We start from the raw sequence: 21,792 nt of genomic DNA on the forward strand, positions 1-21,792 counted from the left end.
ATACGTGCGTGATGCGTGGGAAATAAAGGTATTCATTCTCGTTTAAAGTGTTATCTGGCTAATAGAAGTCTCCTACCTTAGAAAAAATTTGAAAGTAAAAGAAAGCTCATTTTAAATGTAATAAAAAGGTGCGTGCACTTTAAACCCATTTGTAAATTCAAGGAATGTCATCTAAAAACTTTACAAGAACATTGAGGTTTCTTCACGAGACATTTTTAGCAATAATGAGATAGAAAAAAAGGATGTTGTCGCACTTTCTAGGTTTAATCCAGGAGTCACCACCTTCCTCTTGATGTGCAGGATGTGAAGCAAGTCTTCCGGAATGATGAGCTTTTGACTCACGAAAAGAGTCATATTTATGAACTTTTGACTTGAATTTTGGTATAAGGAGCAGTTCGTCGGCTATCCAAGGTGCTACGCCGAGAAAGTATTAGAAGTAATGGACTCAGGTTTCGTAGCTGATGTCGTAGGGGTCAAGAGGAGGGTAAGTCAACAATTTTCAACTAGGTAGTTCATATCCTAGTGAAGGAAAGGGGGGTTGACCCTCTCTCTACCCTCATAGTTAACTTTGAAGACGCTAGGCTGTCGGAGGTAAGTTACGCAGATAAGCTCTTCGAACTCCTTAAAATATACAAGGAAGAGACAGGGGTAAAGGGGAAGCCTTATATTTTCTTAGATGAGATCCAGAAAGTTGAAGGCTAGGAGGGCTTAGTCCAGTCTTTAGTGGACAGGAAAGAGGCTTAAGTGGCTGTATCAGGGTCAACCCGAATGATTAATAAAGGGGAAGTAAGGGAAGTCCTGTCGGGTAGACATATCTCCCTGGAAGTACTCCCCCTCTCTTTCAGTGAGTTCCTTTCGTTCCATGGGGTTAGGATGGGTTCTACCCTTGATGTCTTAGCTAAAGAGAGAGAAGTGAAGAAGCTCTTCTTGGAGTTCCTCAAGTTCGGCGGCTACCCTTCCGTGGTAGGGAGTAACCTTAAGGAAAAAATTCTTCTGGAGCTCTACAACGATATTTTAACTAGGGATATAGTACAGGCATGCAGGGGTCAAACGACAGGGAAGATCGAGGAGCTTTCGTCTTTTTATATTTCGAACATAGGGAACAGGGTTTCTTTCAGGAGGATATCACGTTCCTTAGACATGCCGTTGAGGATGGTAGAGAGGTTCACGTCTTGCATTTCTGACTCCCTCCTGCTCTACTTCGTGTCGCCTCTGTCCCCTTCGTTTTAAGAGATGGTGAGAGGGGAGAAGAAAGTATACTCAGTAGACCAGGGGTTGTCAAATGGGGTGGGTTACAGACTCAATCAGAATTTAGGCTCCCTCCTTGAGAACGCGGTCTATCTGGAGTTGAGGAGGTATGGGGAGAAATCCATTTTCTATTATTACGGCAAAAACGAGGTCGACTTCCTGATAGTACAAGACAACGAGGTGAGGAAGGCTTATCAAGTCTCCTTCACTCTGAACGACGAAAAGGAGGTGAAAGGTCTGCGGGAAGTCTTGAAGAGGAGGAAAGTTGAAGCATATGTGTTAACCTTCGACGATGATGAGAGGGAAATCGAGGACATCAAGGTCAGGAAGGTATGGAAGTGGATGCTGTCTTTGTAACCTCCTTTCTCTACCTCATGAATCTCGTGCTTCGTGAAGATTTGCTTTCGCAACAATTACTGTAAAATACCTTGTACTCTAGAGGCTCTATAACCGTTCCCCTTTTCCTATATCACGAGAAAAGGAAGGCGGTTCTGTTTATCTAACCTGAGCTGGAAAACCATATATTTCATCTCGCTCTCCATACCACTCTATTAACTTTCCAACAAGTTGGTTAATTCAATTCTAAAATATTATCGCTATAGGGATTATTAAGTGAGGTGAAAGAATCTCTTTAATAGAGACAAATAGATATAATAAAAACATATACTAAAAAATCTCAAGCATTTTATCTTCTATTTTTAACAATCAATTTAGTCTCCTTCAGTGTTTCAACTCCTGTTACGTTTACAGTATATACACAAGGCTATCCGAACAGATGGGCTCTAACCTAGGTATTCCGTGATGTCTCGTGTTTCCCTCCCATTTCATAGCGTTTCCCCATTCTAGAACGCAGAGATGAAAGAGAATACTCATTTTCCCTGACTGAGAGGCTCATCCCTTCTTTACCCTTTCATCTCCTTCATTTTCCTGAATAACTTGTTTACTTCCCTCTGGTTCACTTTCTTTCCGTGTGGCCTCAGTCCTCCGCTGAATTTACTTGGGATATGAAGGAGTTCGTGTATCATTACCTTGTCCTTGGTGTCGTCGTTTAACAAGGAGTACCTTTCCCAGACTAACTCTATGGCGTAAAGAGTACCTAGACCGAACCCGAATGACACAGCACGCGGCACAGACCAGATCCTAGCAATAGCCCTTCCTTTAGAACCGAGCGATCCTACGACTCTGACCTTGCGCGGATCTATATATTCCATTTTCAATAGCCTAACGATTCTCCTCATTCTTTCCTCTTCTTCCTGAACCTCGAAATACCTGATCAAGGAGACCTCACTTATGTTTCCATTAACAAAATAAAATACTTAGGAATCCCTACCTCTAACAGTTTCTGAGATCAAAAGATCAGGTGACGATATGGTTAGCAGAGGTATGAATGCGTCTGGAGTCCTTCCTCACGATTTTCAGCTGACATATCACCTTCAGGTGGAAGATACCGAGCCTCTTGTCATGACCTCTAACCTACAGTGGAAAGTACGTGTCCTCAGTTGAATTTAATCTAACCTAATTGGTCTCATTTTTTTTCTGTCTGTTTTGATATGGAAAATGCCGTTATAGTAAAAGGGAAACGTCAGCAGACCAGCATTTAAACTTGAAAAAAGAGAAAAGATGATAAAGATCAAACAAAGCTGCAAGGGTCTATCCTGTTTACTCTATCGAAATCTTTGTCCGCGGATTACTATAGCTCTAAACCTTTTTACTACATATGCATGTAGCGCGTCGTAAGGTGATAAGGTAGTTGATAAACTCTCTACCACTTCCTCCTTTCTTGGCTCTATCATCTTGATCGGGAGCGACAAGATAGGATTCAGCTCTTCTATGTGCTCGTAACTCTTGAGGAATTTAGCTAATGAGTTAGCCACTTCTAGGAGGACTACCGTATCTATGTATGGATCTACCTCTCCCTCGAAAACCTTTTTGATAACTCTCTTACAACACTCTCCATATTTTTATCTCCAATTTTAGCATAAAAAATACATTGCTGTCTATGAAATACCTATCTTTCTGCAATTTCGTCTACCTTTTCTGGATCTATCTCTAGTTCTATCTGCTCTCCTATCAGAACTGATAGAGGGTCCTTCATTTTCTTAATTTTCCTCTTTATTAAAATTTCATTGTCGCTGACTGCTCGTACCTCAACTTCTTCTCCCGGCTTCAACCCAAGTTGTCTCCTGACTTCTTCTGGGATCGTTACTTGGAACTTCTCTGTTATCTTAACCATGAGAGGGTATACGTATACGTTATTATATAAACTTGAAATGGATAGACTGTGCCCCTATACCGGGAAGAATTATTGATAGAATTATCATAAAATTTCTAAATAAGTGCAAAGTTATGTAAACTATTAAAGGATAGGAAAGAAAGTGATGCGGACTACCACGCCCTTCGGGCTTCCTGCTTCACTGTTGAGGCTTGCCAAGGGTAGAGGCCTCAACTCCACAGACACTGTCGTCTCCCTCAGTAAGTTGAGGGAGCGTTGTAGTCACAATCGGAGACTCAACCGCAATAACACACGGTAAGCCAAAGTTAGGTCTCTCCTCACGTGACCGCACCTAACACAAGTCATGGACGCGAAAGCGAGTTCATGAAACGAGCCTCCTTACCGTAATTCCCTGACTGATACTCCATGAAGCTCCTAAGTTCGTGGAAGGCGTCGTGTAGTATCAGCCTCCGAAGGGACTTACCAACAATTTACTTAACACGAATGTCCTCCGTGACTAGGACGTCGTAATGCTCAGCGAAATACTTACCGAGTTTCATGTACGTGCCCATCCTAATGTTCTTCAAGTGTTAGTAAATAGATTTGTGACCCATTGGACTAATTTGTCCCAGACCCGAGACCCACGTGTGCCTCATCTGAACGATAAAACGCTCAACATCGAAGTGCACATGAGAGACTCTCTTTAGTTAAGCTCTAGAATTCAATGCGAATCAAGGGCACTTATCATCTGAAGGAATTGAAGGATCTACAAGTCAAACGAAACAGAAATCTAGTGCCTTAGTTTTCGAAATTATGAAAGACCCACTTGATTGAGTTCTTATTTCGTATTTATTTCTAAAACTGGATGCGTAGTTAAACGAGAGCGATGTTGATAGAGATGATAGCTATTAGTGCGCTTAAAATAAGATCATACTAAAGTCTGCACGATATTAGATCTTATAATTATTTCATATTTTGAAAGGATTCCTTTGTGTTATAAATAATCCAATTTCCCTTTAAGGCAGATTAAAAACTATTTATCATGGTATTCCACTGGTTAACGGGTTCACCTATTAAAACGTGTGGAAAGAGAGAGCGTAATGTTGCCATCACATATAAAATTACGGGGGAATCTACCACATCTAAAAATCACGTTTTATTAGATGTCCTACCAAGTTTACAGCTTAGCGACAGCACTATGAGAAAGACTTCATCTAAATTTTCCTTAATTTAAGCCTATCCTTGTGGAATCTGTAAGGAAAAATGAGAGAACTCTGTGAATTATTTGCCTTTATTTAAATAAATATTACATATATGACCTCGGCTATTATTTATTCTTTCATCTTAAATTTCTTTTGATTGTTAAAGATTCATAAACTTTAATCAAAAAGCTATAGATATTTAAGAATGTATTTATTTCTTAGAATAGAGTTCAGCTATCATTTATGGCAGGGAAAATCGACTCTTACCTTAAATCTTAGAGAACTACTTTACCTTATAGTTTGTCATATGTGACAAACTTTTTACGTCTTAGTTTGTCACAAGAGACAAAATTCATATTACATGGAGCGTTCCTCTATAAGAGGAAAATGGATGAGAATGAATTCCTTTCTATGATGGTGGAGCGGAACGCTTGGAGAAAGCCTTTAGAGACAGGGAAGCCTAGGGAAGCCTACACGGAATACATCACCCGTCTACTGGAGAACGTAAGGATAGTTGCAATCACGGGGATAAGGAGGGCAGGTAAGTCGTTCATAGCTAGGCAAGTAGTGAATAACCTCATCAAACTAGGGAAATACGAACCTGAAGACACACTGATCATTAGACTGGATGACGAGAGGCTTCTTACTCTGGAGTATGACATACTATTGAAGCTATACCAGACGTATCTAGACAACGTGAAGACGGGGAAAAAGAAACGCTCATAGTGATAGATGAAGCTCAAGAGGTAGGCCAATGGGAACGGTTCGTAAGGGGATTAACGGAAAGGGGAAAGGCGAGAGTAGTGGTGAGTGGTTCCTCAGCTAAGTTACTCTCCTCAGAGTACGCTTCCCTCCTCTCGGGGAGGCACGTCGAGGTGCGCGTCTTTCCTCTGTCTTTCAGGGAGTTACCAAAGATTGAATGCCTCGCCCTTTAGGGCGGGGATGGAAATTTAAATACTTCTTTCTCGAAATTCTTTTAATGGCTAGGAGGAGTAAAAAAGCGATCAGAGCTACTGTTTCTATGAAGATCGTACTCTCTGAACCCCTCCTAGACCTCGTGAACAACTACGTGAAAGCAATACGTTTTTCGTTATTCTGGTTGAAAGAGGACGTGAGAAATCCGGAAGAGAAGGGAGTTTTAGGAAAAGTCCATGAGGGGCTGTACAGGAAGTTAAGGAAGGAATACAATCTACCCTCAAAGGTTGCTGAGGACTGTTATAGAGACGCTCTCGCGACGTACAAGGGTTGGTACAATAATCCCAAGAGGGGTCGTTTTCCTAGGGTATATAAGCCCACTCTATGGTTAACTCCTAAAGCGAGCTATAGTGTAGACTTCGAGACAAGGAGTGTTAAGATTGCTGGTGTTGGTGAACTACCAATTCTGGGTTATCCTAGGAACTTGAAGGAATATGCAGACTGGAGGATGAGGGAGGCTAGGCTAGTAGTCAAGGGTGATAAGGCTTTTCTAAAAGTAGTTTTTGAAAGAGAGGAAGAGAAGGTTGAGGTGAAGGGGAGTATTGCCGTAGACGTTAACATGGGTGAGGTAGTTGTTGGCAAGGATGGTACCCATTATGTTAGGATTCCAACAAGGCTTGAGGAAGCTCACCGCTTCAAGTCTTTAGCTGAGAGGTCACAGAAGAAGTATCAAAGAAGGTGGAAGGAGAATAAGAGGATACTGTATAGGATTCACTCCTTCCACCTAAAGGCTAAGATGGTCATGGAGGATTATGCTAGGAAAGTGGGAAAATGGGTTGTTGAAATAGCAAGGATGATGGGTGCCAACGTCATAAAGTTAGAGAACCTTAAGAACCTCATCAAGAACGTGGATAAATTATCTAAGGAGTTTAGGGATAAGTTATATCTAATGCAATACCGTCGTGTTCAGTACTGGATAGTGTGGCAAGCTAGGAAGCGTGGCGGTCGTAGAATTCGTGAATCCCAGTTACTCTTCCGTTTCATGCCCTAAAAGTAGGAAAAGGATGGAGGAGATCTCTCATAGGTATTTTTCCGCTTTCCGTCTTGTGGTTATGAGAACGATCGTGACGTTATTGCAATTATGAATCTTAATGGGAGGGGTTCTCTGACCCTCTCGACTGCCCCTCAAATGAGAGATGTAAACCCGAAATCGATGAGGGGAACCCTCGCCCTTTAGGCGGGGAGGAAGTCAGTCCAATTTAAGGGAATAGAATTTCAAGGGAAGTTGGACTATTCTCTGCATTTAGAGAAGATAAAGCAGACCTTGGTCGACATGATGACGAACGGAGGGTTCCCAGACGTTGTGCTTCGAAACGAAATTAGAAGGGAAATCCTATCCAGCTATTTTGAAACCGTCGTAATCAAGGACGTTGTCTCTAGGTACGGGTTAAGAAGGGAGGACAAGGTTAGGTCCCTTTCTAACTTCTACTTGTCAGCCACTGCGTCCAAGGTAACTTTCAACAGCACGTCTAAATTCCTCAAGATACCCGTGAAGAGCGTGGAAAGGTACTCTCGTTACTTAGAGAATTCCTATCTCTTGTTCTTCCTGAAGGAGTTCTCTACCTCGCCTAAGGCTTTGGAGACCTCACCCAGGAAAGTTTATGCGGTAGATAACGGGTTTCTTCAACCCTTCAACGTCTCTATAGGGAGGAGGTTGGAGACGTTAGTTGCACAGCACTTGTATCGTCATGCTCTCAAGGAACACTGAGAGCTATTTTACTGGTCACAAGGGAAGAGCGAGGTCGACTTCGTATTCAAGGGTAGGAAGGTCACTGCGATTCAAGTGGCGTACGTACTGGACGAGAAGAACGTGAAGAGGGAGCTAAAGGGTTTCGAGGATTTTAGGAAAATGATCAAGGTCGACAAAGAGTTGCTACTTATATTCACGAATGAAACCAAGGTTGATTCCACACCAGTGTACGAGTTTCTCGCTAAGGACGAAGACATTGACGAGAGTTGACTTGCAATCTCCTTTTCATGAAATCAGTTAGAGTAGATGCGTCCTGTCCTTCAATCCCTGGAGAAAAACGTGTCTTATATGTGTATCCGTTAGTCTGCAAATTTCTATTTATATAAAATCTCTATGAAAAATCCAGAACTTACGTTAAAAAATAATTGGTAAAATGCAATGTAAGATAAAAAGTGTTATATAAATTATAAGATTTCTGGAATAAATTCATAATGTATCCCTTTGGTATAAGTGTTCGAATGAGGTGTTACTTATGGGTAAGTCATAATTAAGCTAGACTTTCGTGCTCTTACCATGATAAACATGTGGTTGAGCATGAAGTCTGGGGTAAAGTATTCGTGTAGGTGAGGTAAGCGTTTAGTGAAAGGTGTAAGTCCTTACATTTACCAGGCCATGGAGATAACTTGACGATCCTGAATGTAAAGATGAGACATCCGAGGTTTTAATGCTCTTGTGTCTTGTTCGCTTGTAAGAATCGTGAAGAGAAGTACGAGGAGCCCGTGAAGGCGTGAGAGGTCGGACTTGGTGAAGGATAGTGTGGCCATTAAGGTAGTTGACGGGTTGACTTTCTTTCACAAGCCACGCTTTCCAGAGATCTTCAGTTGTTACATAATGTTGGGATTTGCTCTATCTCAGTTAAGTAGATGAGAACGGTTTCTGAAGTCTGAAGGTTATATCGAAATTATGAATTAATAATTCAAAGATAATACTAGAAACATTGTATTTCTAGATCAATCTTCTAGCTCTTCGTATTAAAATTTTATATACTACTTCTTCAAAATGCAGTTGAATTGTCAAGTCTTTCTCTTGGAGTCCTAGTAACAGTATACAAAAGATACGACTTCATAAAAGATGCTTTATCCTCTTTGAAATCTCAGGACGTCCTTCCAGATAAGGTTGTAATAATGGCTGACGATAAGAGTAAAGTGCCTAAAATAGACGGGCTTAACGTAGAAATAATAGAAAATATCAGGAAAAAGAATTAGGTCCTGAAATCATGACTGGCGTAGAGGCATTGGATACTGACCTTATATCCTTCCTAGATGACGACGATATTTTCATGCCCTGCAAGGTAAGAGTAGTAAAGGAGATCTTCAACGAAAGACCATACTTGACAGGGGTCCATAACTTCCAGAAGTTTATCACTCCAACTGGAGCGGAGATAAATAAACCCTTTAACAATACTCTAGTAAAGCAGTATGTTAAACTACAACCTTCTAGGGACGTAGAAATCAACAAGGATAATGCACTATCTCTTTATAAAAAATATCCAAGTATTCATCATAATAATAGCTCCTTTACAGTGAGAAGATATCTCATTGAAAAATACAGAGACCTATTTGTTAATCTGTCCCTTATACTTGATTTACTCCTCTATTTCATAACGGCTAAGGAGGGACTCTTTTACAACTTTCTAGGCCATTGACGAAGTATAGAGTCGGGGTAGGTACGAGTAATTCATTCTTAGAAGATCAGCAACAAATATCCATTAGAATCAGGGAAAAGTTAGAGTTTTGTTGTAGAAGCTTACACGATGAATACCTCATTGCCACTTATTTTGATAGATCTTGGCCAGAACTATCCAGTTATATGAAAAAAAATTATCGGCTTATAGAGCTATTTATATCAAAAGAATGGAAAATACTCTCGATAAATTCGAGTGTAGTTTGGATATTCGTCAACTTAATCTAGTTAAATTGTATTTCAGCTACTTATATACTCTAAATATAGTAAGGACATTCTTCTTTATTCTAAGTCTCATCAGTTTGAGAAACAATTGGCTAAGAAATAAGTTGAATTACTACTCATTAAAAAGAGAATTCAAACTAAAATAATACTATAATATAAAATACTTTTTCAAATATAAAACAATTTTAGTATTAACTATAAAAATTTTACTGTTTCGAGATTCTCATTAATAGTCTTAGTCCTCTCGAAACCTACAAGCTTGTTCCTATACTTCCTTGATTTTTAAAAGGCAAGGTGACTGTATAATGATCTTAAACCAATGACCTTGGTGGAACATGTCTATACCGCATATCGGCGAAAGTTCTTGCTCTATGAAGTTAAGAAAGTATAAGATGGTTTAGAGTAATAGATAGAGAGGCCGTGCCTCAATCTTTATAACCGTATAAGTTATTCCTTGCCCCCGTCTAGAGTAAGGAATAACTTGATATGACAGAAAGTTTTCTAGTCTTTATCAACGTTATGTAATCTCACTCGTGTAGACATAACATAGTGAAGGTATAGTAGAGTCACTTGTAAAATATCTTAGCTCTACAAGCAAATCTGTATCTTATCAACAGTCTCAGCAACTTAGTTATAACTATCTCGCAAATCTACATTTAAGAATAATAATTTCACTTCTCACAATGGCTCATTAACAGGACACTATACCTCTGCAGGCTCAGATATCGGGATAAGCTATCATAACTTAAACCACGACAGTTAGATTTTGAGATGTCTCTCACTTTTTCTATCTATTACTATCAAGGATCATCTAAATCTCTGCAGCACATCTATCTGAATCCCGAACTTGGTCATATGGTCACTGAAAGAAGGACAGAGTAAATCTTTCCTAATTATTATCTCTGCTTGTAAGTAATACTTATCGCTAAAATATATCGGTGTGAACGCTTCTAAGAGATTTAAAAAAATGCAAATGAAACAGTCTTATAACAGGATATTATTATAGAAGCTAGTCCATGAAGGAAATAGCTCGTCTGTTTTAAACTTCATCTCCTAACTCTGGAACATGACTCTGATCAGTCTTGCTAGTGGGGATAACCTTTCGGGCAACAACGCATTTATTAAGGTTATCTCCTCTTCCTCTATTATTCCTGCAAGTTTAGTCACAACGATAACTAGCAGGAGGGAGATTATCCATGAGACTAGGGAGAGTGGTGCGATCAGGAGAAGCGAGAATGCTAATGCCTCTTTCTTCCCTAACGTAAAGGTTCTCTGCTTCACGGATATGATGGTAATCAAAGCTGAAAACGTCATATTGCTTACAATCTGTGAGAGCGCCGCTCCAAGTATGCCCATCTTAGGAATGAGCATGAAAGAAAAGAGCACTATCTCCATAGCTATGCCCACACCTAGAAGAAAGAAGAGCATGTAACTCTTCCTAGCTACTACTGTAATTGATGGGAGAAATTGAAAGGGAATTAGGGACATGGTAGTAAGGAATAGGAGCTGAAGTGGTTCTATCCCTTCAACGTAGGCAGGGAAAAGGTAATGAATGATGAAGGGAGATAAGCCGTATCCTAGTATGGCTATGATGACGCTCAATGGCATAATAGTCCTCAGAAATAGTGAGCCCATAGAGGTCAAGTCCCTCCCTTTGGTGGTATGATAAGATAAAGACGACACCAAGGCGTTAGCTATAGAATTTAACAAGAAGGTGGGGATTGTGGCTATGAGCGCTATGAACTGATATAACCCTAATTCGTATGTACCAAGCAAGTACACGGTTACTACTCTGTCACCTTGCCCAGAGAAAAACCAAGAGACTGCAGATGCGTATAGCGGTAAACTTGATCTTATTAACTCCTTTACTTTTCCCCACTCTAAACGAAACCGAAAGGGTATGTGGTGGTTATAGTATAATGCCCTGATCAGGGCTCCCAAAGTCCAGAAAAAAACCAAGAGGGCCACGTTGTCAAGGAAAATCGATATTAGGGATAAACCCCATCTGAAAATGAGGATCAATACATTCCCTATGTTTATCTGGTCGAACTTGCCTAAACCTGAAAGGATAGCCATCTGGTAAGTGGAAAAAGTGAAGACGACGAAGTAGGGGATTGAGATCCATAAGTTTTCAGGCATAAAGAAGACGAAAAGCAGGAATAAAGGTGACTCAAGAACAGAGAAGGAAAGTACTACACTAGAAAGGCTATCCCTTTTCCCCAGAGCTAGATCCCTAGCTATATCCCTGACTATGACGGGTTGTGATATGATACCTAGAAAGCTCTTGCTTAGAACTTCCACCAGTTGTAGGATCGCTATTTCACCCACAAACTCAGGCGAGACTAATCTAGTAGCAAAGAGGAAGAAAACGAAGATAATGATAATGTTGAAGGTACTGGTAGCAAGGAACTTGAGCGACGCTGTGAGCGGGTTCATGGACAATGTACTTCATTTTCCTTTAATTAAAAATTTACTAGAAGAGAGATGTCATGTCTAGATTAGAAAAACCTCATGCATTCTAGCTATGACTTTCATTGCTTTATTATTTAATATAATTATGTAGAAAATTCTATCTCTCTTTTTCTACTTTCTCTTCCTTGATAAGGCATAGCCATTGTTTCACTATTGAGTCTTTACTATACCTCTTTGACTTCATCATCGCATTTATTCTCATCTTTGGGTCATATCCCTTCTTCCATATCTCAATTGCCTTCTTTATCATCTCATCCCTGCTCGCCACAAGCCAACCGCATTTCTCACAAACGCTTTCAGAAGGACCTTGTTTATTATAACTCAGTACTGGAGTACCGCATGCCATACTCTCAATTGGTACGTAGCCGAAAGGTTCATGGTTGAATACCACCAAAGTGAATAGAGCGTTTGAGTAGAGGTCTACCAGCTTTTTCTCATCAACGAAACCCAAGAACTCTACGTTCTTTCCTATCTGTTTCTCAACCTTCATCCTTCCAAATGCCTTCACCTTTACTCCGGCGTCAGAGAGACGTCTAAGTACTTCAAGGTCAGTCTCCTTTCCCTCAACGCCAACGTATGTGACTACGTAATCCCCTTCTGGGTTTGTCGTAGGCCTAAAAAGCGTATCATCAACTGGTGGATATATTACGTCGTCTACCTTTATACTCCAACTTTCGTAAAGTTTTCTAGAGTAGTTAGAATTTGCTATAAAAAAACTAGTCATACCTCTAAGCTTGTTAACATGCTTCATCTCGAGCCTCCTGAAGATGGGCCCGAAAGAGTTATACACAATTCTGTATCTCCAGGGGAAGTCTTTCGCCTTTACTATGTCGTCTAAAGCCTTAGTTATTTGTCCTTGTCCATAGTAAACGGTAGAGTTAACCAACACGGAACTAGAGGAGTTCACCACCACGTCGCCTTCGACCTCAATCTCGGAGGGAAGTATCATAGCCTTCATCCAATCCCTGAGTATAGGTATAGAACTGAATAGAGAGTTACCTACCTTCTCCCTGAGTATAGGTATAGAACTGAATAGAGAGTTACCTACCTTCGTCTTTCGCTTTATTAAGGTTACGTTAGCCCAGCTCAGTTCTTCCTTTGCTTTCTCGCTTATCTGTGTGCTAACAAAAGAAACCTCATGACCCATCTTGTTTAATTCCTTCCCTACGATAACCGCAGGCTTAACAGCACCATAGATAGAGGTGAGTGGGTCAGTTACAAATGTAAATAACATTGACAGTGGAAAGATTTTTCTCTATTTAAATTTTACTAGAATAGGTATATCAAGGAATACTTCACAGATAAATTCAGTGAATATCTGGTATCCTTATACGGAACCATGTGAGAAGTTACCAAAATGACGTGAAGAGAATTATCATCTGCAATCTTGAGCATTGCGATCCAATTAAAAGTAGTTGATAAAAGTCTTAGTTATGCGGGCTATACTTATTTATTCTCCTGGCTGGAGCAACTTTTTTAATAATTTGTTAATAGCAGTATAATTATAATAAAATTGAAAATATAAGTTTTTGAGAGCTTAGACTAAATATCTGTTATTGGGGAATATGGCGAATAATACTTTCTGTTTCATCAAAACATTTACTGAAAAGCAAAGTTATTTAGTAGTGCTTTTTCATTTTATATTAGATGGTTCCAGCTATTTCTGTAATTATTACTGCACATAATAGGAAAAAGTTTATTGTTGATGCAATTAGTTCTGTGTTAAATCAGACATTGCAGAAGAGTTTCTATGAAATTATAGTTGTAAAGAATTTTGAGGATAAGACTATAGATAATTTTATTTATAGAAATAATATTAAAGATATATATTTAAGTGAAGAACCGATAGGTCCGAAATACGTTAAAGGTATTCAGAATTCGACGGGCGAAATAACTTGCATCCTTGAGGATGATGATAAATTTAAGGTAGATAAGTTACAAAAAGTTTATAATAAGTTTAAGAACCAACAATTAGGTTTCTATCATAATAATTTTGAGTTAATAAATGAGAGTGGTAACTTAATGAAGAGTAAATTCTATAATAACTACGAGGGCCCTACCTTATATATAAAAAATAGTGAAAAAAATAAGTATTATAAGGAAATAGTAAATCATGATCAAATTTTTAGAAATAGTAGTTCTATCTGTTTTAGACGTCAACTGGTAGAAGATAGAATGTCTTCTCTTAAACAGATGAGGATTTCCCCTGATTATTTTCTAATGATGTTAGCAATGGATAGCAACCTAGATCTTTTGTTCGATAATGAAATCCTTACTCAATATAGATTTCACACTGAGAATATGTCGATAATTAAAAAATCTAATTTTAATCAATATTTATCCAATTTAATTCAATATTATAGTAATCTTATAGAAGATAACAACGTACTCATGAGATCTCTTAATAAAAAATATCTTATTGATGCAACTAGGTTCAAATCATTTTTATTTGAAATAGAGGTTACTGCATTTAATCAACTTCTTGGGAAGAAACAGAAAGAAAACAAGACAGTAGGTTATGAAAATATTTTATTTCTTTTTAAGAAATCTATAGAAATGAGATATAAACATGGTTTCATCTCATTATTTCTTTATTTAGCTCCTATTTTTATAAAGAGAAGAATAATGGAAACATCGTACAGAAGGTCGTTAGAAAGGTAGAGAAAGATGCTCTTTTTATATTAAAAAGAGTTTTTTCCTATGTGTGATATCTTTAAATGCCTAAGAGGGCACTCTTCATCGAAGAGTTCACCAGACTGGGAGGTGGGCAAATAGCTTTCGTTAACGTGTACAATGCTTTAAAGGAGAGATTTAACACGATATCGCTTTACACGGATAGGGATCATCCTAGGCTCCCTCCGTTACATTTTGATAAGGTGATAGAGGGAGGTTACTCCTACTCGGAGGACGATCCTATCTATAAGGTCGGATTCAGGATCCTCAGGGAAAGAAGGAGGCTATCTAAAGTCAAGGAGGAATTCACTTTCAACAATCACCCTAATGTTTTCGTGTATAACGCCACACTTAACTTCGTACATGAGAACTTTCTTACACCTTTCATGGACGAACATGGCAACCTCAAGAAGAAATTTATGGTATATGCACTGAAGGCATCCAAGCTATATAAGGTATATGACCGCGCTAATATCGTTGTTGCAGGGGAGTACTCTAAGAGCGTGGTGAACAAGTCTCTCTCGATTTTAGGCGTGAAACCAAAGAGGATAGCAGTGGTTAACCTACCCGTAGAACAACCACGTGATGTAGACCTGGAGGGTAAAGAAGGTTTAGTTCTGCTTTTTGGCAGGATAAACAGAGAGAAGAGATTGGAGGTTGGGCTTGAGGTTGCAAGAAGGTCTACCCAGAAGTTCATTATTGCGGGTTCCGTGAATAGAGGGGACGAGACATACCTAGAATTCCTAAAAGCTCACGCCCCCCCTAACGTTAATATCATACCTAATCCTACAATAGAAGAAAAGGATGCCCTTTTTAGGAAAGCCTCAGTTTTCTTACAAACTAAACTATTGGAACACTATGGCTTAGCAGTGGCCGAAGCTGTCTCTTACGGTCTTGTGCCCATAGTGCCTAAGGTAGGCGGGCCTTGGGTAGATATAGTCATGGAAGGTAAATACGGGTTAGGTTACTCGAGATTAGAAGACATCCCAGCTTTGATAACTCAAGCTGTGCACTCACCTCTTTCGATTAGGAAAGAAATATTTGAATCCAGAGAAAGGTTTTCATTTAGTAAATTTAAGGAGAGTATTAATAAAGAGGTAGATGCTGTAATATAAATAAAAAGGAGAGAGGAAATCTCTCTAGGAATAAACTACGATTCTCCGAATGATAAACAAATAACATGTAATAGATCTGCAATTGTTTGCCTTTTCGCTAGTTTCTATTTATCTTTTCCACGATAATTTCAATCTCCTGTTTTTTAGTAGTGCATAAATAATAGAAATATTCCAAAGATTAGTGATGTTGAGAGTCCTACTGGTAACACACGGAGAACTTAGCATAAAAAAGATGGGATACATAGTAAGGGTAAATAACTTGATCCATTGTTTGAAACAGAGAGACGACGTTTACTTAAAAATTATAGAATATCCTAACCTTATGGTGGCAGAAGGGAAACAAGTTCCGCAAGAGGACACAATAAGACTGAATGCCCCAAGGAACTGGTTCGTTTTCGGCCCAAAACTAATTTTTGATTCCATACTTAAAATGCCATTTATAAAAAAATTTGATATAATAGTAATAGAAGGCTCTGTATTTTTCCCTTATGCCTTCATTGGCAGGATATTAGGGAAGAAGGTGGTTTATGACTCCCACGCGTTCATCTCGATGATCTCAAGGAAGACGGCGGGAATATCAAACTTCATTAAAAGGAGAATTATAGGAGAATCACTTGATTGGTTGGCAGTTAAAACTTCACACTATACCATAACAGTATCTAACTATGACCTAGAATATGCAAAAAATTATTTTAAAATAAAACCAAATAAGATTTTTACTATTCCCAACTCAGTGGAAATAAAGGCTTGCCACCCAGTCAATAACGTAGGAAAGTATTGGCTGTTCGTGGGAGACATGACATTTGAGCCGAACTACCTAGCTGTCTTGGAAATATTTAAGATCGCTGAGAGACTTAGAAACGAGAGGTTCGTGATAGTGGGCAGGGGAAATGAGAGGTTCTTACACCACCCTAGCAACGTCGATTTCACGGGAATGGTAGACAGTCTAGATGAACTTTACATGAACGCTAAAGGTTGCCTTATTCCTTTGTTCATAGGCGCTGGAATAAAAACTAAGGTCATAGAATGCATGAGTTACGGTAAAAGGGTACTGACTACAAGGGTAGGCGTGGAGGGTTTAGAGAACTTGCATGAAGTAGAAGGTCATGGTTTGACCGTAAAGGACGATATTGATGGCTTAATCGAAGAGGTCTCGCATGATGATAAAACAAACATCTACTTGGAGTTGATCCAATATGTAAAAAAATACTATTCATTATGCGTAATGTGCAAAAAGCTAGACGAGTTTATAGACGTCGTAAAACAGTGATGAAGTAAAGCATTAGTGATTATAATTCTAGGTTATAAGGCAAAAAGTTGCCACCTTTTAATGCAATTCAAAAAGAATCATGGCTGAAAGGGTATGGCTAGAGTCTGGCTTTAAGGACTTAATAAATACACTTAATAAATACAAAACTGGAGAGAGTGATAAAGAAGGAATTAAGTTGATTTAATTTGGTCTTTATCTAAGTATACTGATAACATTTAATTGACTCATAAATAGAAACTAGGAAAAAATTTAAAGGTAGTGCACTGTCTCTATTTTTGAATGTATTCGATAAGGATTAAGGTTAACTATCTTTTGTTGCTTATGGGCTCCACTACTTTCATGGTCACTCTTAGGTCTTGGTACATGGTTTACCAGACCTTCATGCTTAATAACGGTAACGTAATAGACACTTCAACTTTCATACAGTCGCTCTCAAGCGCGCTTTTCTCTCATCTCCCTTTTGTTAACACAGTCCCTGGTGGATCATTCTTCTCGGTTCACGGATCGCCCATACTCTTCTTGTTGTTACCTTTCTATGCTGTCTTACCCAGTTTCGTGTCCCTTTATATCATACTTAATATAGTGAATTACTTCCCTTCTATACCCCTCTTCCTCATGGCTAAGAAGTCCTTAAGGTCGGAAAAGTTAGCCTTCCTTTACGGTTTTTCATACCTCTTTTACCCGTTCATTTACACTTATCCATTTGAGGTCCTGACTCTCTTCTCAGGACTTTTCATATTCGCCTTCTATTTTTACACAGAGAGGAAGTGGGTACAGTTCTTTATCCTGTTTGCTCTATCCCTTTCCACTATAGAGTTTTCTCCTATAGTGGGAGCATTCTTCACTTTTTACCTTATTGCAGAGAGGATATCTAAGAAGGAACTAGTCTTGAAGAGGAGTTTAGCGTTAATGCTAAAGAGTTACTGGCTTGAGATATCAGTCTTCCTGGTAAGCGTAATTTTCTTTTTGATAGAGAAGGACATGATAAGTTACTTCTCCCTCTCATCCCATTCAGTCTTCTCTAACATTTATGGGACCGACCCGTTCTCACTTAAGAGCATAATTAACGGCATAACCGACGACCCGCAGGGAAAACTAAACTACTTGGTGTTGCTTAACATGCCATTCCTCTTCCTGTCCTTCCTTGACCCAATTCTCATCCTTGAGTTACCGTGGCTTTTAGTGACCTTTATCTCGGTTTTCGGACCTTACTGGGACCCGTATGTGTATTACGCCAGTTATGTAACGCCTTTCGTTGTTTTAGGTTTCCTTAAGGGCGTAGACAGGATAAAGAACATGATGAACTCCAAGGCTATAAAGAAGATATTCCAGCTGTCCTTGGCGATAAACGTGTTGGTGTGGGTAGCGGTAGACGGGTTAACCATGTTCTACAGTTCCCCGGTTTACCCTGTCTCACCTCAAAATCAGGGCGTATTCCAGTTAGCCGATATGATACCTCAAAACTCATCCGTTTACACTTACACTGGATGTTTACCCATTGCAAGTTCCCACTCTTGGAACTCGTGGTTTTACGGTTACACCAACAAGACTTACATCCTTTTTAATTCCTATAGCGGTCCTCCTTCAAACCTCTCAGGCTATGGGTTATACGGGGTTCAGGGCGACTTCATGTTGTACAGGCAGAACTTCACCGGTTCCCCCGTTATCGATAGCTATTACTTGAACGCCAGCGGAGGGCAGACTAGCCCAGGTCAGCCTTATGTGGAGTCGTATTCCTTCTTCATACCTAAGGGTAATTACACAGCTCAGGTCTTCGTAAAGAGTAACGGAACGTACCCGAAGTTGGTTAACTACAATTTCGGTAACGTAGACGCACAGTTCCAAGCTAATGACTCTTACGCCGTTGTGCAAGAGTTCTCCGTTAGCGAGCCAATCACGCTGGGACAAGTTGTGATATTCGGGATACCCACATATGGTTACTATGGGTTTACGGCAGAGATAAGCACGTCATTAGACCCCACCACGGTGATCCAGTCTTCTTCTTTTGCGCAATACGCGTACAAGCTAGACGGCTACGAAGTCTTCTCCTTCAGTAACTTGGAGCTTGAGCCAGGCAGGACTTACTACCTTTGGGTATACACGGGTGGAGATCCCGGAGGTCTGTTTCTACAAGGGAAACATGTAGGCAACGGTCTTTATTACGTGAAGCTGAGCTCTAACGCGGTTTCCCACGTGAGTGGATCAATGAAGTTCTCACTTGTGGCCTCAAACATAATGTGCCCCGTGATACACCCTAGCAATATCACGATCACTATAAACAACGTCTCTCATTTCTTCACAGTACAGCAGAGCAACGTGTTCACGGTCCACTTCAGAGTGCAGAACTCGTCCTTCGTGGGAATAACCCTCCACGTTAACGAACCGTATTCGTATTTCCTTCTCACGCTGTCTGTGCATAACCACGACAAAGAGCTTCATTCCTTCATGTTACAAGAACCTTACGAGGTACTTCTGATCTTCTTGATTCCAAGCGTAGCATTGATGTTCGCTTCGCTAAAGCTTAGGAGACTGTCTATACCCTTCTCAAGGCTTTCCTGGTTATCTCTAGTTGTGCTTTTAGGGATTTTCTACATAACGTTCATGTTAGACTATTTTAACTTGGCTGTAGTCAGTCCCACGTTGTTAGCTTTGGAAGGGATAGCGGTTACCGTGAACTTAGCGTTCTCGTTCTTCTCTTCCATAAGTAAGAAAGAGGTAACTTGATATTTTTAGCGTGAAAAGTGACAATTTATGTTGTATGAAATTGCTGTTAGAGCAAGGAACATGATATGGCGTTACCCTTTAGGTGGAGCGGAGAACGTTACGCTTAACTGGTTGTCTAGATTCAGGCGTATTAAGGTACACATGATTCCCGTGGTAGATGATATTTACGTGAGGATGTGCTTCAATGGTAAGGTAAGTAGAGAGGAGGTCGAAGAGATAGCGAAGGGTCAGCCTTTCTCTTACGACCAAGACATCCTGAGCATGTACTTGGATTGCAAGTTACACCTAGATCCTGGCGGGTATAGAAAACTGGACTACAATTACGTATTTGACCCAGTCCTTTTTCCGGATACATTACCTTTGAGGAAGCAATTCAGTAAAGAAACCGGTAATCCCTTAGTCTCCTACGCGCTTAAGAAAGGATCAATTCTGATCTCATCGCTTATAGGTATAGGTGACATTAACCTGACTAACACTTACCTTTTGAAGAACGCATTCTACATGTCCCTCTACGGCGGTCTAAGCGATAACTTACTCCTGAAATTCCTTTACTTAAGAACGATAGAAAGGCACCTTTTTCTAAACCTCAGGAAATACAAGGACAGAGTGCTGCTTCTGTCAACCTCCGAAGGCGTTAAGGACAAGCTACCTAAGGGTATGGAAGCCAAGGTAGTTTTCCCCCATTTCGCCCTTGATGAGGACGTGAGGAAATACAAGACTAGCGACAAGTGCGACTACGCTGTCTTTTTCGCCAGGGTTACCACACTCAAGGGAATATATGAGGCAATAAGAGCGTTCAAGCTCATTAAGGGAGAGAATATAAAATCGCTCCTAGTTATAGGTGAGAACTTTTCATCCGCACGTTCAGAGGAAGACGTTCAGTTCCTCGGAAGGATAAAGGACCGACAGGAAGTCTATAAAATCATTTCCCATGCTAGGGTAAGCATATACCCCTCCCATTCTGATGCCTTTGGGATTTCCGTGCTAGAGACCTTGGGTGTTGGAACTCCTGTGTCGATGTACTATAATCCTGCAAATTATGAATATTTTTCGAAGTCAAAAATGGTGAAGATTGCAAGAGAATATGACGTCAAGGGGCTGGCTAGGAACGCATTGGAGCTGAATTACAATGACGATGAGTACACGGATTCATTGATAAGCTCTCATCTTAACTGGGAAACAGTAGCACAGAAAATAGAGGGCATAATCACGAAGTGGTTAGAAGGTAAGAGTCAAACCTGGTGACATTAGTTTACACCTTAACCAAGGTAATGCTGCAAGAAAGAGTGGGAGAAAGGGCCTACGCCCGAAGCGTAGGTATAAGGACTGGCTTCTAATTGTTCAAATAATTCAAAGGTCTTAATGAATTAAGAGCGACTAGCCATTAAAGTCAGATTCTACTCTCCCAATAAGGGGAGCCGAGCAAACTCTTATATGCTCCATGGACAGTGAAAAGGATTTTTCTCTTCCTTCATGAATAATATCTAGAACAACCATAGTGCCTATACTGAGCTACTATATTCGAATACTAAATTATCTCAATTTATTATAAAGTTAAGGTTGTAATACTCTATAAGCTCATCACGATGAAATTTTTCTGTAGTTAATCCAAATAAATCCTAGATGGTGGAAATCGTGTAAACCAGGAGAAACCATCATACAGCAGGGAGTAATTCTTTGCATGATTATCTAAATTACATACTTCTATTGAGTTTAAGCCTTTCTCTTTTCCTTAACTCTTGTTACGAGTGTAATTTCAGTTATTTTTAATTCTACGAAAGATATATAGACAAAGCTTTATATAGACAATAAATGAAAGATATGTGTGGTTCAGAGAAAGAATAGAAGGGGTATATCAGGTTCCCTAACTTCTTTTATCCTTATTGCTGCATCAGTTGTGATCTCACTTGTGGTCATAGGTTTCGCCTTTGGGACTCTTACATACACCTCCACGCCAACAGTGAAACAGGACGGGGAAATGTTGATATTGAGCAAAGGTGAAGAGTACTGTCTAACTGGAGTCGTTACCTCCTCTGGGAACGTGATAATAGATTCTGTAAGTGTTAATGGAAATATGGAGTCGATAAGCGTGAAGATAAATCAGGGGCAGAACAACCTTGATATTCCTTTACCTTCAAGTTTCAACCCACAACAAGGGCAGCACTATAACGTGATCCTGGGTTTGAGTGATGGGACTAATCTAAATGCTTACGCTTACTATAGTTAGGATCTTACCACTTTAT

The 21,792-nt window shown here is 39.7% G+C and carries 22 protein-coding genes and 1 pseudogene; 18 read left to right on the forward strand and 5 right to left on the reverse strand.

Going from position 1 to position 21,792, the window contains the following annotated elements:
* Positions 1 to 522 precede the first annotated feature (522 nt).
* From IC007_RS13575 to IC007_RS13585, 3 genes are all read left to right on the forward strand, one after another.
* Positions 523 to 702 (forward strand): AAA family ATPase, encoded by a 180-nt coding sequence (locus IC007_RS13575; RefSeq protein WP_232048950.1) that lies wholly within the window; start codon positions 523 to 525, stop codon positions 700 to 702.
* A gap of 66 nt (positions 703 to 768) precedes the next feature.
* Entirely contained in the window at positions 769 to 1,230 is a 462-nt protein-coding gene (locus tag IC007_RS13580) for a DUF8612 domain-containing protein (protein WP_232048951.1), read from the forward strand.
* A 3-nt stretch (positions 1,231 to 1,233) separates the two neighbouring features.
* A complete protein-coding gene (locus IC007_RS13585) occupies positions 1,234 to 1,605 on the forward strand; it encodes a DUF4143 domain-containing protein (protein WP_232048952.1) in 372 nt (123 codons plus the stop codon).
* A 545-nt stretch (positions 1,606 to 2,150) separates the two neighbouring features.
* Here IC007_RS13585 and IC007_RS00445 read toward each other — a convergent pair.
* Positions 2,151 to 2,525, reverse strand: a complete 375-nt coding sequence (locus IC007_RS00445; protein ID WP_054845387.1) for a putative metallopeptidase — start codon at positions 2,523 to 2,525, stop codon at positions 2,151 to 2,153.
* 91 nt (positions 2,526 to 2,616) lie between these two features.
* Between IC007_RS00445 and IC007_RS13965 the strand changes: the two genes are divergently transcribed.
* Positions 2,617 to 2,751 carry a hypothetical protein gene (locus IC007_RS13965; RefSeq protein WP_256202515.1) on the forward strand — a complete coding sequence of 45 codons (135 nt, stop codon included), beginning with the start codon at positions 2,617 to 2,619 and terminating at the stop codon, positions 2,749 to 2,751.
* Positions 2,752 to 2,912: 161 nt separating this feature from the next.
* Here the strand turns inward: IC007_RS13965 and IC007_RS13590 are convergent, their stop codons facing one another.
* Both IC007_RS13590 and IC007_RS00455 read right to left on the reverse strand, forming a co-directional pair.
* On the reverse strand, positions 2,913 to 3,122 hold the full coding sequence (locus IC007_RS13590; protein WP_054845388.1) for a hypothetical protein: 210 nt from the start codon (positions 3,120 to 3,122) through the stop codon (positions 2,913 to 2,915).
* Positions 3,123 to 3,256: 134 nt separating this feature from the next.
* Positions 3,257 to 3,481, reverse strand: a complete 225-nt coding sequence (locus tag IC007_RS00455) for a type II toxin-antitoxin system PrlF family antitoxin (RefSeq protein ID WP_054845389.1) — start codon at positions 3,479 to 3,481, stop codon at positions 3,257 to 3,259.
* A 1,568-nt stretch (positions 3,482 to 5,049) separates the two neighbouring features.
* Here IC007_RS00455 and IC007_RS13970 point away from each other — a divergent pair.
* The 8 genes and pseudogenes from IC007_RS13970 (at position 5,050) to IC007_RS00480 (ending at position 9,032) form a co-directional block, all read left to right on the forward strand.
* Positions 5,050 to 5,388, forward strand: coding sequence for an AAA family ATPase (locus tag IC007_RS13970; RefSeq protein WP_256202516.1), 339 nt, complete (start codon positions 5,050 to 5,052; stop codon positions 5,386 to 5,388).
* The gene (locus tag IC007_RS13975; protein ID WP_054845391.1) at positions 5,388 to 5,597 is read left to right on the forward strand and encodes an ATP-binding protein; all 210 of its coding nucleotides are present in this window, start codon (positions 5,388 to 5,390) and stop codon (positions 5,595 to 5,597) included. Before IC007_RS13970 ends, IC007_RS13975 begins: the two co-directional genes overlap by 1 nt.
* 44 nt (positions 5,598 to 5,641) lie before the next feature.
* A pseudogene (locus IC007_RS00465) lies at positions 5,642 to 6,814 on the forward strand (RNA-guided endonuclease TnpB family protein).
* 48 nt (positions 6,815 to 6,862) lie between these two features.
* A complete protein-coding gene (locus IC007_RS00470; RefSeq protein ID WP_149528185.1) occupies positions 6,863 to 7,345 on the forward strand; it encodes a DUF8612 domain-containing protein in 483 nt (160 codons plus the stop codon).
* A 75-nt stretch (positions 7,346 to 7,420) separates the two neighbouring features.
* Positions 7,421 to 7,597 carry a hypothetical protein gene (locus IC007_RS13075; protein ID WP_156303729.1) on the forward strand — a complete coding sequence of 59 codons (177 nt, stop codon included), beginning with the start codon at positions 7,421 to 7,423 and terminating at the stop codon, positions 7,595 to 7,597.
* Positions 7,598 to 8,131: 534 nt separating this feature from the next.
* Positions 8,132 to 8,254, forward strand: coding sequence for a hypothetical protein (locus IC007_RS13980; RefSeq protein WP_256202517.1), 123 nt, complete (start codon positions 8,132 to 8,134; stop codon positions 8,252 to 8,254).
* A 143-nt stretch (positions 8,255 to 8,397) separates the two neighbouring features.
* A complete protein-coding gene (locus IC007_RS00475) occupies positions 8,398 to 8,592 on the forward strand; it encodes a glycosyltransferase family protein (RefSeq protein WP_054845393.1) in 195 nt (64 codons plus the stop codon).
* Positions 8,593 to 8,603: 11 nt separating this feature from the next.
* Entirely contained in the window at positions 8,604 to 9,032 is a 429-nt protein-coding gene (locus IC007_RS00480) for a hypothetical protein (RefSeq protein WP_054845394.1), read from the forward strand.
* Between the two features lie 1,316 nt (positions 9,033 to 10,348).
* Here the strand turns inward: IC007_RS00480 and IC007_RS00485 are convergent.
* Both IC007_RS00485 and IC007_RS00490 read right to left on the reverse strand, forming a co-directional pair.
* Complete coding sequence (locus IC007_RS00485) at positions 10,349 to 11,731, reverse strand: oligosaccharide flippase family protein (RefSeq protein ID WP_149528186.1); 1,383 nt, start codon at positions 11,729 to 11,731, stop codon at positions 10,349 to 10,351.
* Positions 11,732 to 11,864: 133 nt separating this feature from the next.
* The gene (locus IC007_RS00490) at positions 11,865 to 13,001 is read right to left on the reverse strand and encodes a glycosyltransferase (RefSeq protein ID WP_054845397.1); all 1,137 of its coding nucleotides are present in this window, start codon (positions 12,999 to 13,001) and stop codon (positions 11,865 to 11,867) included.
* Between the two features lie 413 nt (positions 13,002 to 13,414).
* Between IC007_RS00490 and IC007_RS00495 the strand changes: the two genes are divergently transcribed.
* The 6 genes from IC007_RS00495 to IC007_RS00520 all read left to right on the forward strand — a co-directional run bounded on the left by IC007_RS00495 (position 13,415) and on the right by IC007_RS00520 (position 21,776).
* Complete coding sequence (locus tag IC007_RS00495; RefSeq protein WP_149528187.1) at positions 13,415 to 14,428, forward strand: glycosyltransferase; 1,014 nt, start codon at positions 13,415 to 13,417, stop codon at positions 14,426 to 14,428.
* Between the two features lie 56 nt (positions 14,429 to 14,484).
* Positions 14,485 to 15,555 carry a glycosyltransferase gene (locus IC007_RS00500; RefSeq protein WP_149528188.1) on the forward strand — a complete coding sequence of 357 codons (1,071 nt, stop codon included), beginning with the start codon at positions 14,485 to 14,487 and terminating at the stop codon, positions 15,553 to 15,555.
* 184 nt (positions 15,556 to 15,739) lie between these two features.
* Positions 15,740 to 16,825 (forward strand): glycosyltransferase family 4 protein, encoded by a 1,086-nt coding sequence (locus IC007_RS00505; RefSeq protein WP_149528189.1) that lies wholly within the window; start codon positions 15,740 to 15,742, stop codon positions 16,823 to 16,825.
* Between the two features lie 279 nt (positions 16,826 to 17,104).
* Complete coding sequence (locus IC007_RS00510; protein ID WP_149528190.1) at positions 17,105 to 19,549, forward strand: DUF2079 domain-containing protein; 2,445 nt, start codon at positions 17,105 to 17,107, stop codon at positions 19,547 to 19,549.
* Between the two features lie 27 nt (positions 19,550 to 19,576).
* Positions 19,577 to 20,794, forward strand: a complete 1,218-nt coding sequence (locus IC007_RS00515; RefSeq protein WP_054845404.1) for a glycosyltransferase — start codon at positions 19,577 to 19,579, stop codon at positions 20,792 to 20,794.
* A gap of 580 nt (positions 20,795 to 21,374) precedes the next feature.
* Positions 21,375 to 21,776: a hypothetical protein gene (locus tag IC007_RS00520; RefSeq protein ID WP_054845405.1), complete on the forward strand. Its 402-nt coding sequence runs from the start codon at positions 21,375 to 21,377 to the stop codon at positions 21,774 to 21,776.
* The last annotated feature ends 16 nt before the right edge of the window (positions 21,777 to 21,792 follow it).

This window comes from Sulfuracidifex tepidarius, assembly GCF_008326425.1.
Taxonomy (GTDB): domain Archaea; phylum Thermoproteota; class Thermoprotei_A; order Sulfolobales; family Sulfolobaceae; genus Sulfuracidifex; species Sulfuracidifex tepidarius.

Coding starts and splice junctions, on each gene's coding strand:
- IC007_RS13580 (WP_232048951.1), top strand. CDS start 769: ATGATTAATAAAGGGGAAGTAAGGGAAGTCCTGTCGGGTAGACATATC.
- IC007_RS13585 (WP_232048952.1), top strand. CDS start 1,234: ATGGTGAGAGGGGAGAAGAAAGTATACTCAGTAGACCAGGGGTTGTCA.
- IC007_RS13965 (WP_256202515.1), top strand. CDS start 2,617: ATGGTTAGCAGAGGTATGAATGCGTCTGGAGTCCTTCCTCACGATTTT.
- IC007_RS00455 (WP_054845389.1), bottom strand. CDS start 3,481: ATGGTTAAGATAACAGAGAAGTTCCAAGTAACGATCCCAGAAGAAGTC.
- IC007_RS13970 (WP_256202516.1), top strand. CDS start 5,050: ATGGATGAGAATGAATTCCTTTCTATGATGGTGGAGCGGAACGCTTGG.
- IC007_RS00480 (WP_054845394.1), top strand. CDS start 8,604: ATGACTGGCGTAGAGGCATTGGATACTGACCTTATATCCTTCCTAGAT.
- IC007_RS00485 (WP_149528186.1), bottom strand. CDS start 11,731: ATGAACCCGCTCACAGCGTCGCTCAAGTTCCTTGCTACCAGTACCTTC.
- IC007_RS00490 (WP_054845397.1), bottom strand. CDS start 13,001: ATGTTATTTACATTTGTAACTGACCCACTCACCTCTATCTATGGTGCT.
- IC007_RS00495 (WP_149528187.1), top strand. CDS start 13,415: ATGGTTCCAGCTATTTCTGTAATTATTACTGCACATAATAGGAAAAAG.
- IC007_RS00500 (WP_149528188.1), top strand. CDS start 14,485: ATGCCTAAGAGGGCACTCTTCATCGAAGAGTTCACCAGACTGGGAGGT.
- IC007_RS00505 (WP_149528189.1), top strand. CDS start 15,740: ATGTTGAGAGTCCTACTGGTAACACACGGAGAACTTAGCATAAAAAAG.
- IC007_RS00510 (WP_149528190.1), top strand. CDS start 17,105: ATGTATTCGATAAGGATTAAGGTTAACTATCTTTTGTTGCTTATGGGC.
- IC007_RS00515 (WP_054845404.1), top strand. CDS start 19,577: ATGTTGTATGAAATTGCTGTTAGAGCAAGGAACATGATATGGCGTTAC.